Origin of the sequence: Nocardia sp. NBC_00508 (genome assembly GCF_036346875.1) — a bacterium.
Taxonomy (GTDB): Bacteria; Actinomycetota; Actinomycetes; order Mycobacteriales; family Mycobacteriaceae; genus Nocardia.
The window spans coordinates 3,618,374-3,629,814 of record NZ_CP107852.1 but is presented as its reverse complement, the minus strand read 5'-3'; the positions used below and the strand labels follow the sequence as shown (position 1 = coordinate 3,629,814).

Genomic DNA, 11,441 nt, shown 5'->3' with positions numbered 1-11,441 from the left:
ATAGGTTCTCATCGAACGAATCGGACGGCTACCCTTGGACATTCGGCTCCGGGAGGAGGCCGATACACCGTAAGGGGTTGCGAAATGTACCTTGACCTGCTGGCCAACGCGAGTCTGCTGGACCACTCCGTGTGGGCGAGCCCGGACGTCTGGATGGGTTCGGCGACCGAACTCGCCGCCAAAAAGAAGAAGAGCAGCAAGGGCGGGTTGATCGTCGGCGCGATTTGCTGCCTGCTGGTCGTGGCGTTGATCATCGGCGGCATCTATCTGTTGTCCAAGCGCAAGAAGAACACGTAGCGGCAGACGCCGACGGCCCGGCTCGCGCGAGGCGAACCGGGCCGTCGTCGTGGCGTGGTGCTCGTCCGAGGCGTGGTGCTACAGCGCCGTGCGCTCGGCGGCCACCTCCGCCTCCAGCCGGAGTTCGTCGTCGAACTCGGCGCCGCCCGCGCTCGGCGGTACCGACTTCAACACCACGACCGCGGCCGCCAGTGCGGCGACCACCAGCGCGGCGCCGATCCAGAACGCGAGCTGGAATCCGCTGGTCAACGCGTTGGGAACCGAAGTTCCCTGTTCCAGCAGGTGCTCGGACCGACTCGCCGACAAAGTAGCCAGCACCGCGAGGCCAAGCGCGCCACCGACCTGCATGGTGGTGTTGGCCAGTCCCGAGGCCAAGCCGGCCTCCTGCGGCTCCACACCCGACATCGCCAGGTTCATCAGCGCGGGGAACGCCAGGCCGGCGCCCGTGCCGAACAGCACCATCGGGCCGAAGATGTGCAGCCAGTAGTTACCGTCCACTGGTGCCTGGGTCAGCCACAGCAGCGCGGCCAGGATCAGTGACAGGCCGGGGATCAGTACCGTGCGCGCACCGAACCGCATCACCAGATGCTCGGAGTACCGCACCGACAGCACACCCATGATCGCCGCCACCGGGAAGAACGCCAGACCCAGTTGCATCGGCTCGTAGCCGAGCACCTGCTTCAGGTACAGCGAGCCCATGAAGAACATGCCGAACATGCCCGCCACGGTGAGTACCTGGATCACGTTGGCGCCGGAGAGATTCCGCGAACGGAAGATCCGCAGCGGCATCAGCGGGGTGCGGGCCGTCGCCTCCCGGAACACGAATCCGGCGAGCAGCAGCAGCGATGCGGCACCGAGCCCCAGCGTGACCGGGTCGGTCCAGCTGTACTCGGCCGCCGGTTTGACGATCGTGTACACGCCGAGCATCAGCGCCGAGGTGATCAGCACCGCACCCGGAATGTCGGCGCCGTCCTTCAGCCCCGCGCCCTGATCCTTGTCCAGGATCTTCATCGCGCCCACACCGACACCGATGCCGATCGGCAGGTTGACCAGGAAGATCAGCCGCCAGTCCAGCGCGGTGAGCACGCCGCCGAGCAGCAGGCCGATGGCGCCGCCCGCCGATGCGACGAAGGCGTAGCGGCCGATCGCCTTCGCCTGATCCCTCGGATCCGGGAACATCGCGAAGATCATGCCCAGGATGACCGCCGAAGTCATCGCGCCGCCGATGCCCTGCAGGAAGCGGGCCGCGATCAAGGTCACCTCGTTGATCGCGAGGCCGCACAGCACCGAGGCGAGGGTGAACAGCACCAGCCCGGACAGGAACATCGTGCGGCGGCCGATCAGGTCACCGAGCCGGCCGGCCAGCATCAGCAGCCCGCCGAAGGAGATCAGGTACCCGTTCACCACCCAGGCCAGACCGGCGGCGGTGAAGCCGAGATCCTGCTGGATGTCCGCGAGCGCAACGTTCACGATCGTGGCGTCGAGCACGATCATCAACATTCCGCCACACAGTACGTACAGCGCGAGCCAGGCGCGGCGGTCCGACACTCCAGCCCCGCCCGCCTGTTTTGGTCGTTCTCTTGCTTCAGCCACCACGTGCGCCTTCCACCCAAACGATCGTTACGGTGGCACGCTATCAACGATTAGTCCTAAAAGACAACTAATTAATTCAGTTGAAGTATCGACTGATATGATGTAGCCATGACGGTAGCCCCCGAGCATCGCAGCAAACGCAGCTATCACGACGCCTGCGGCACAGCCCGTGCACTGGACCTGGTCGGCGAGCGCTGGACCCTGCTCGTGGTGCGCGAACTACTGCTCGGACCCAAGCGCTTCACCGATCTGCGCACCGGATTGCCAGCGATCAGCCCCAATGTGCTGTCCCAGCGCCTCGATGAACTCGCGCAGGCCGGGGTGGTACACAAACGCAAGCTGCCGCCGCCGGTGAGCACGGCGGTCTACGACCTCACCGAGTGGGGCAAGGAACTGGACACGGTGGTGCTGGCGCTGAGCCGCTGGGGCGCCCGCGCCCGCAACGCCTACCGCTGCTCGGACATGAGCACCGACGCACTGGTCGTCTCGCTGCGCACGTTCTTCCATGCGGAAGCCGCCGAGGGCGTAAACGCCGAGTACGACCTCTACCTCACCGGACCCGATTCCGGGACGGACGAATTCCACGCCGTGGTAGCCGACGGCGTCCTCACGGTGAGCCGTGGCGCAGGCAACGCCTCTATTGCCATCCACGCGAGCGTCCCTGCCTTCGTCGCGGTCGTCTTCGACAGACACTCCCTGCGTGAAGCGGTCACCATGGGCGCGATGCAGATCACCGGCGACCTCACCGCCGCCGAACAATTCACCGACTTCTTCCAGCCCCCACCGGAGTGCTCGGCGAATCGAACCTAGTAGCCCTACTCAGAGTCGGTCGATCTCGGTGAGGTCGACGTCGATGTCGAACGCCTCTGGCCCGACGTAGGGGCCGGATGGAGCCGGTCGCGGTGATGCGGCAGAGTGGGCGTGTGCAGTTGATCCTTGTTCGCCACGCTCAACCGGTCCGGATATCGAACTCCGTGGGACCCGCGGACCCGGAGTTGGCGCCGGTGGGGCTGGAGCAGGCCGAGCGGGTGCCTGCGGCGCTCGGGCATCACCGGATCTCCCGGGTGGTGAGCAGCCCGCAGCGCAGGGCGCTGGAAACGGCGGCGCCTGCCGCCGCGAAACTCGGTCTCGACGTGGAGATCGTCGACGACCTCGCCGAATACGATCGCGATCTGCCCACCTATATCCCGATCGAGGAAGCCAAGATCGAATTCCGGGACGCCTACGAGCGAATCAAGGCGGGGGATTTCCCCTTGCAGGTCGATGGGGATGCCTTCAAAGCCAGGGTGCGCGCGGCCCTCTCCGACATTGTCGCTGCCGCCGACCCGGGCGACACCATGATCGTGTTCGCGCACGGCGGGGTGATCAATGTGACGCTGCAAGAGATCCTGGGACTGGAACGGCCGCTGACCTTCCCTATCGACTACTGCTCGATCACCCGGATTCTGTTCTCCCGCAGCGGACGCCGCACAGCGGCGACGGTCAACGAGAACGGGCATGTGTGGGATCTCTTGCCGCGCAACATCGCAACGCGAACCTGAGTCATTCACAGCCGATTGCCAGGGCCATCGCACCGGTGTCCCAGTGACGGAATCTTCGATGGGACCGGTGAGCTACTCGCACAGTGGCTCACGGTTCGAGAGAAAGGAATTCCGTGTCGTTCTCCAAAACCGCTACTCCGCTGCGGCGTCTCACTCGGGTGGCCGTGGCGGGCGCGCTGATCGCCGTCCCGCTCGTTGCTCTCGCCGCGACCGCGTCCGCCGAAACACCGGCCGCGCCGACCGATGGGATCCACGTCCTAGTTGTGGACGGACCGGAGCAGGGCATCGATATCAATCGGCCCCGTCACTTCGAAAGGTATGAAAGGCACGACGGCCCGTGCCCCGGCCCGGGTCTCCACCTGCGGCGCGATGCCCCGCCGCCGCGGCAGTTCCAGCAGTTCTTGCCGCCGACCGGTTCGAGCTAGCCCGGCTGGCGTCCGGGAAAACCGAAGGCCCACCTCCGAGAGTCCGGAGGTGGGCCTTGTGGTTGTGGCGATGGCTCAGGCCATGCCCGCGAGCCAGTTGCGCATCCAGGAGATGGCGGTCTGGCCGCCGCCCACCGAGTAGTTGCCGTACACCGTGTGGGCCTGCGACTTGTAGAAGCGCTCGAGGTCCTTGGCCCGCTGCTCGTTGGCCGAGTCGGTCAACTGCGCCTGCAGGGTCGGGACTCCGCCGAAGGCCATCAGGTCACCGATGATGTTGCCCGCCTCGATCTGGTAGCGCCAGAGGTTGGCAGGGTTGGCATCCGACGCCTGGGCGAGGAATCCGGCGAACCGCGTGACGAAGTCGTCGCTCGCGGTCGCGCAGTAGAGGTCGTCGACCGCGCAGATGGTGCGCGTGCGGTCGCTGACCCAGCCGAAGCCGCCGACCCGGGGGCCACCGGCGCCCGCGCCAGGAGCGACCGGACCGACCTGGACGTCGGTCGGCGAACGGCGCGGATCGGAGATCAGGCCGACGCCGGCGATACGATCGGGCGCCACGACGCTGAGACCGGTGCCGATCTCGGCCGCGAGGTCACCGGCGGCGTCCGCACCCTGGCTGTAGCCGACGAGCGCGATCCTGGTCGCGCCACAGCGCTGCGCCATGCCCGCGATCAGACCCCGCGCGTTGTCGACCGCCTCTTTCTTCGAGTTGCCGTAAACCTCACCCTCCCAAGGGAAGGCGGTCGCGGCATACGTCACATAGTCGACCTCCGCGGAGGACGGCAGACCGCGAGTGACACCGGACAGCATGCCGGGCTGCGGCGTCTTCTCGTGTCCGGTCTCCCAGGTACCCGGGATCGCCACCACGTACAGGCTCGGGCAACCGGGGGCCGCGCTCGCCGACCCGCTGCCGAAAACCAAGCCGGACATCACCGTCGCGGACGCGCCGAGAGCCGCGACGACCTTCTTCCACTGCATACCGCTCCAAACCTTTGCCCTCGTCGAACTTCCCGCCGAGTTGCCGCGTCAATGCTGAACTCATCGGATGTCGTTCCAGTGCACGCTGAGTGAACACATGCCACCCAACCGGTCAGGACGTGCACGGACAACCACATCTCAAGATCAGCGTCTCTCCGGAGATCACAATAAAGCCACAACCGCCGCAATGCCATTCGAAACCCGTAGTGTGTCGGATTTCCGACACTGGGGCGAACGGGTGCGGGAAAAGGTGTGCGCGCGGAAAGGCCGATCGATCGCGAGAAGGCGCCTGTGGACGAGTCGTCCACAGGCGCCTTCGGTTCCGCTCCGGTAAGAGGGGATCTAGCGCTGGGCCACCATGGTGGGGGTGATCGGCGCCGGAAGGGCAGTCTCGCCTTCCAGGTACCGGTCGACACCGGCGGCCGCGGCGCGGCCTTCGGCGATGGCCCAGACGATGAGCGACTGGCCGCGACCCATGTCACCCGCGACGAAGACGCCGGGAACGTTGGTCGCCCAGTTCTTGTCGCGCTGCACATTGCCGCGCTGGTCGTAGCCGACGCCGAGACCGGAGAGCAGGCCCGGCTTCTCGGGACCGACGAAGCCCATGGCCAGCAGCACCAGGTCGGCCTCGAGCGTGAATTCGGTGCCTTCGACCTTCTCGAAGCGTCCGTTGACCATCGTGACCTCGTGCGCGTCCAGGCCGGTCACCTTGCCGTCCGCGCCCACGAAGCGCTCGGTGTTCACCGAGAACACCCGTTCGCCGCCCTCCTCGTGCGCCGAGGAAACCCGGTACATCAGCGGGTAGGTCGGCCACGGGGTCGAGGCGGCCCGCTCCTCCGGCGGACGCGGCATGATCTCGAACTGGTGCACGCTGGCCGCGCCCTGGCGGTGCGAGGTGCCGAGGCAGTCGGCGCCGGTGTCGCCACCGCCGATGATGACGACCTTCTTGCCCTTCGCGTGGAGGGGCGGCAGGCCGTCGGCGTCGGTGACGTCGTCGCCGAGCTGCACCCGGTTGGCCCACGGCAGGAACTCCATCGCCTGGTGGATGCCGTCCAGGTCGCGACCGGGGATCGGCAGGTCACGGGCCACGGTGGCGCCACCGGCAAGCACGATCGCGTCGAACTGCTCGCGCAGCTGCTCGGCGGTGATGTCGACGCCCACGTTCACGCCGGTCTTGAAGACGGTGCCCTCGGCCTCCATCTGCGCGAGGCGGCGGTCGATGAACCGCTTCTCCATCTTGAATTCCGGGATGCCATAGCGCAGCAGACCGCCGATGCGGTCGGCCCGCTCGAACACCGTCACGGTGTGCCCGGCGCGGGTCAGCTGCTGCGCCGCGGCCAGACCGGCCGGACCGGAACCGACGACGGCGACCTTCTTGCCGGTGATGCGGGTCGGGTAGACCGGGGTCACCCAGCCCTCGTCGAAGGCGTTCTCGATGATCTCGACCTCGACCTGCTTGATCGTGACCGGATCCTGGTTGATGCCGAGCACGCAGGACGCCTCGCACGGCGCCGGGCACAACCGCCCGGTGAACTCCGGGAAGTTGTTGGTCGCGTGCAGCCGGTCGATGCCTTCCCGCCAGCGGTCCTTGTGGACCAGGTCGTTCCACTCGGGAATCAGGTTCCCCAGCGGGCAGCCGTTGTGGCAGAAAGGGATACCGCAGTCCATGCACCGGCTGGCCTGGGTCTGCAGGGTCTGGTGGGAGAAGTTCTCCTCATAGACCTCTTTCCAGTCCATCAGGCGCAGCGGCACCGGCCGCCGCTTCGGCAGCTCCCGAGAAGTGTGCTTCAGGAATCCCTGGGGGTCAGCCACGTGCGGCCCCCGAATAGTCACAGCGCCTCGTCGACGTCATCTCTAGAACTTTCCTATCAGCCACGAGCGGCCTCCATAATCGCTTCGTCCACGTCCTTGCCGCTCTTCTCAGCTTCGGAGATGGCGAGCAAAACTTTCTTGTATTCCCGCGGCATTACCTTGACGAAGTGGTTCACCTGTTGCGACCAATCGCTCAGAATGCGATCGGCCAGCGGGGAACCCGTCTGGTCACGGTGCTGGGTGATGATGTCGTGCAGCCAGGTGAAGTCGTCACCCGCCAGCTGCTCGATGGCGTCGGCCTGCTCGGGATTGAGCTTGGACGCGAAGGTGCCGTTCGGGTCGAAGACGAACGCCATGCCGCCGGACATGCCGGCGCCGAAGTTACGGCCGGTCTCGCCGAGGATGACCACACGACCACCGGTCATGTATTCGCAGCCGTGGTCGCCCACGCCCTCGACCACCGCGGTGGCGCCGGAGTTGCGCACGGCGAACCGCTCGCCGACCACACCGCTGAGGAACACCTGTCCGCTGGTCGCGCCGAACAGGATCACGTTGCCCGCGATGATGTTCTGCTCCGCGACGAACTCGGCGGGCGCGTTCAGCGATGGGCGAACCACGAGGCGGCCGCCGGAAAGACCCTTGCCGACATAGTCGTTCGCATCACCCTGCACGCGCAGCGTGATGCCCGCGGGCACGAAGGCGCCGAAGCTATTGCCCGCCGACCCGGTGAAGGTGATGTCGATGGTGTCGTCGGGCAGGCCTGCGCCGCCGTAGAGCTTGGTCACCTCATGGCCGAGCATGGTGCCGACGGTGCGGTTCACGTTCGTGATCTTGGTCTCGAACTTGACCGCCTGACCCCGCTCCAGCGCGTCCCGGCTCTGCGTGATCAGCTGCTGGTCCAGCGCCTTGTCCAAGCCGTGGTCCTGCGGCTTGGTGCAGCGGCGGTCCTGGTACATGAACGCCGTCTCGACGTCGTCCAGGATCGGCGACAGGTCCAGCTTGCTGGCCTTCCAGTGCTGCTTGGCCCGCGAGGTGTCGAGCAGGTCGACCCGGCCGATGGCCTCGTCGAGCGTGCGGAAGCCCAGCTGCGCCAGCAGTTCCCTGACTTCCTCGGCGATGAACAGGAAGAAGTTCTCGACGAATTCCGGCTTGCCGGTGAAGCGTTCGCGCAATACCGGGTTCTGCGTCGCTACGCCGACCGGGCAGGTGTCCAGATGGCACACGCGCATCATGATGCAGCCCGAGACCACCAGCGGCGCGGTGGCGAAGCCGTACTCCTCGGCGCCGAGCAGCGCGGCGATCATCACGTCGCGGCCGGTCTTCATCTGGCCGTCGACCTGCACCACGATGCGGTCGCGCAGGCCGTTGAGCAGCAACGTCTGCTGGGTCTCGGCCAGGCCGAGCTCCCAGGGTCCGCCCGCGTGCTTCAGCGAGGTCAGCGGCGAGGCGCCGGTGCCGCCGTCGTGACCGGAGATCAGCACGACATCCGCGTGCGCCTTGGAGACGCCCGCGGCGACGGTGCCGACGCCCGGCTCGGCGACCAGCTTCACGTGAATGCGCGCCTGCGGATTCGCGTTCTTCAGGTCGTGGATCAGCTGCGCCAGATCCTCGATCGAGTAGATGTCGTGGTGCGGCGGCGGCGAGATCAGGCCGACGCCCGGCGTCGAGTGCCGCACCTCGGCGACCCACGGGTACACCTTGTGCGCCGGAAGCTGGCCGCCCTCACCGGGCTTCGCGCCCTGCGCCATCTTGATCTGGATGTCGGTGCAGTTGGTCAGGTAGTGCGCGGTGACGCCGAAGCGGCCGGAGGCCACCTGCTTGATCGCGCTGCGCCGCCAGTCGCCGTTCTCCTCCGGCTCGAAGCGCGACGGCGACTCGCCGCCCTCGCCCGAGTTCGACCGTCCGCCCAGGCGGTTCATCGCGATCGCGAGGGTCTCGTGCGCCTCCGCGGAGATGGAGCCGTAGCTCATCGCGCCGGTGGAGAACCGCTTCACGATCTCCGACGCGGTCTCGACCTCGTCGATCGGGATCGGGCTGCGCGCACCGTTCTTGAACTTGAACAGCCCGCGCAGCGACGCGAGCCGCTCGGACTGGTCGTCGACCAGCTTGGTGTAGTCCTTGAAGATCGAGTACTGGCCGGAGCGGGTGGCGTGCTGCAGCTTGAACACCGTGTCCGGGTTGAACAGGTGGTATTCGCCCTCGCGCCGCCACTGGTACTCGCCGCCGACCTCGAGCTCGCGGTGCGCGCGCTCGGTGCGGTTCTCCAGGAACGCGATTTGGTGACGCTGGGCGACCTCGTCGGCGATCTCGTCCAGGGCGATGCCGTCCAGGTGCGAGCGCAGGCCGGTGAAGTACTCGTCCACCAGCTCCTGGGACAGGCCGATCACCTGGAACAGCTGGGCGCCGTTGTAGGAGGCCAGGGTGGAGATGCCCATCTTGGACATCACCTTCAGCACGCCCTTGCCCGCGGCCTTGTTGTAGTTCGCGACCGCCTTGCGGTAGTCGGCGGCCAGGTCGCCTGTGCTGCCCGGCATCTCCATGGCGCCGCGCTCGAGCATGTCCTCGATGCTCTCGAAGGCCATGTACGGGTTGATCGCGGCGGCGCCGAAGCCGACCAGCATGGCCATGTGGTGCACTTCGCGGGCGTCACCAGCCTCCACGACCAGGCCAACCATCGTCCGAGTACGTTCACGCACCAGGTGGTGGTGCACCGAGGAGGTCAGCAGTAGCGACGGGATCGGCGCCAGCTTCTCGTTGGACTCGCGGTCGGACAGCACGACGATTCGCGCTCCGCCGTCGATGGCGGCCGACACCTGGGTGTTGATCGCCTCGAGCGCCTTGCGCAGGCCCTTGCCGCCCTTCTTCACCGGGTACAGGCCGCGCACCACCACCGAGCGCAGCTCGGGGTGCGAACCGTCGTCGTTGATGTGCACGAGCTTGGCCAGCTCGTCGTTGTCCAGGATCGGCTGCTCCAGCGCGATCTGGTTGCACGACTCCGGTCCCGGATGCAGCAGATCGGCCTCGGGACCGATGTTGCGCTTGAGGCTGGTCACCACCTCTTCCCGGATCGCGTCCAGCGGCGGGTTGGTGACCTGCGCGAACAGCTGGGAGAAGTAGTCGAACAGCAGCCGCGGGCGGGAGGAAAGCACCGCGATCGGGGTATCGGTGCCCATCGAGCCGAGCGCTTCGAGGCCGGTCCTGGCCATCGGCGAGACCAGCAGGTTGAGTTCCTCGGTGGTGTATCCGAAGATCTGCTGGCGGATCAGCACGCGGTCGTGCGGCATGTGCACGTGCGGGCGGTCGGGCAGGTCGGCGAGGCGAGACACGCCCTTGTCGAGCCACTCCTGGTACGGATGCTCGGCGGCGAGCTTGGACTTGACCTCCTCGTCGCCGACGATGCGGCCCTGGGCGGTGTCGACCAGGAACATGCGGCCCGGCTGCAGGCGCGCCTTCTCGACCACCTTGGACGGGTCGATGTCCAGCACGCCGACCTCGGAGGCCATCACGACCAGTCCGTCGTCGGTCACCCAGATGCGGCTGGGGCGCAGGCCGTTGCGGTCCAGCACGGCGCCGACGACGGTGCCGTCGGTGAAGCACACCGATGCGGGGCCGTCCCACGGCTCCATCAGCATCGAGTGGTACTCGTAGAAGGCCCGCCCCTGCGGGTCCATGTTCTCGTTGCGTTCCCAGGCCTCGGGAATCATCATCAGCACGGCGTGGGGCAAGCTGCGGCCGCCGAGGTGCAGCAGTTCCAGCACCTCGTCGAACCTGGCGGTGTCGCTCGCCCCCGGGGTACAGATGGGGAAGATCTTCTCCAGCCGGTTCTTGCCCGCGGAGTCGGTGCCGAAGACGTCGCTGCGCAGCAGCGCCTCACGGGCACGCATCCAGTTCTCGTTGCCGGTGACGGTGTTGATCTCACCGTTGTGCGCCACCCGGCGGAACGGGTGCGCCAGCGGCCAGGACGGGAAGGTGTTGGTGGAGAAGCGGGAGTGCACGATGCCCAGCGCGCTCTCCACCCGGGAGTCCTGCAGGTCCAAGTAGAACGCGCGCAGCTGCGGCGTGGTGAACATGCCCTTGTAGACGAAGGTCTGCCCGGAAAGACTCGGGAAGTAGACCGACTCCCTGCCGACCGCGCCCTCACCCGCACCGGCCGACCCCAGTTCGTGCTCGACCCGCTTGCGCACCACGTAGGCGCGACGCTCCAGATCCATATCCGACAGCGGATCGGAAGCGTTCTTCGGCGAGGCGATGAAGATCTGCCGGAAGGTCGGCATGGCGTCGCGTGCCAGTGCGCCGAGCGACGACTCGTCGATCGGCACCTCACGCCAGCCCAGGACCTCCAGGCCCTCTTCCTTGACGATCTTCTCCACGCCGTAGGCGGCGCGCGCGGCTTCGCGACGGGCCTGCGGCAGGAACGCGATACCGGTGGCGTAGGAGCCCTCCGTCGGCAACTCGAAGTTCACGATGGCGCGGAAGAAGCGGTCGGGAACCTGGATCAGGATGCCGGCGCCGTCACCACTGTTGGGCTCGGCGCCTGCGGCACCACGGTGCTCCAGATTCAACAGAGCCGTAATAGCCTTGTCGACGATGTCGCGGCTGCGGCGGCCGTGCATGTCGACGACGAATGCGACGCCGCAGGCGTCGTGCTCGTTCGCCGGGTCGTAGAGACCGATGGGTCCAGGTGACCGGTGGCCAGGAAGTTGCGTCATGCCTCTGCCTTCAAGAAAGTCGGCCTTCGAAGAAAAACAGCCTTTCGTCGAATGCCTCCGTGCAAGACTGCGCCCGTACGTTCCGAAGC

Annotated in this window: 8 protein-coding genes; 4 read left to right on the top strand and 4 right to left on the bottom strand. The window is 66.8% G+C overall.

The annotated features are described in order from the left end of the window. Positions 1–84 precede the first annotated feature (84 nt). The gene (locus tag OHA40_RS15990; protein WP_330233825.1) at positions 85–297 is read left to right on the top strand and encodes a hypothetical protein; all 213 of its coding nucleotides are present in this window, start codon (positions 85–87) and stop codon (positions 295–297) included. A gap of 78 nt (positions 298–375) precedes the next feature. Here the strand turns inward: OHA40_RS15990 and OHA40_RS15985 are convergent, their stop codons facing one another. After that, positions 376–1,890: an MFS transporter gene (locus tag OHA40_RS15985; RefSeq protein WP_330233824.1), complete on the bottom strand. Its 1,515-nt coding sequence runs from the start codon at positions 1,888–1,890 to the stop codon at positions 376–378. A 108-nt stretch (positions 1,891–1,998) separates the two neighbouring features. On the opposite strand from OHA40_RS15985, the gene OHA40_RS15980 reads away from it, so the two are divergent. The 3 genes from OHA40_RS15980 (at position 1,999) to OHA40_RS15970 (ending at position 3,856) form a co-directional block, all read left to right on the top strand. After that, positions 1,999–2,700 carry a winged helix-turn-helix transcriptional regulator gene (locus OHA40_RS15980; protein ID WP_330233823.1) on the top strand — a complete coding sequence of 234 codons (702 nt, stop codon included), beginning with the start codon at positions 1,999–2,001 and terminating at the stop codon, positions 2,698–2,700. A gap of 113 nt (positions 2,701–2,813) precedes the next feature. Further along, entirely contained in the window at positions 2,814–3,431 is a 618-nt protein-coding gene (locus OHA40_RS15975) for a histidine phosphatase family protein (protein ID WP_330233822.1), read from the top strand. Between the two features lie 113 nt (positions 3,432–3,544). Beyond that, complete coding sequence (locus tag OHA40_RS15970) at positions 3,545–3,856, top strand: hypothetical protein (RefSeq protein ID WP_330233821.1); 312 nt, start codon at positions 3,545–3,547, stop codon at positions 3,854–3,856. A gap of 75 nt (positions 3,857–3,931) precedes the next feature. On the opposite strand, the gene OHA40_RS15965 is transcribed toward OHA40_RS15970, so the two are convergent. The 3 genes from OHA40_RS15965 to gltB form a co-directional block, all read right to left on the bottom strand. Further along, the gene (locus OHA40_RS15965) at positions 3,932–4,831 is read right to left on the bottom strand and encodes a cutinase family protein (RefSeq protein ID WP_330233820.1); all 900 of its coding nucleotides are present in this window, start codon (positions 4,829–4,831) and stop codon (positions 3,932–3,934) included. Positions 4,832–5,173: 342 nt separating this feature from the next. After that, entirely contained in the window at positions 5,174–6,643 is a 1,470-nt protein-coding gene (locus OHA40_RS15960; protein WP_330233819.1) for a glutamate synthase subunit beta, read from the bottom strand. Positions 6,644–6,699: 56 nt separating this feature from the next. Continuing rightward, positions 6,700–11,352, bottom strand: a complete 4,653-nt coding sequence (gene gltB, locus OHA40_RS15955; protein WP_330233818.1) for a glutamate synthase large subunit — start codon at positions 11,350–11,352, stop codon at positions 6,700–6,702. Between the last annotated feature and the right edge of the window lie 89 nt (positions 11,353–11,441).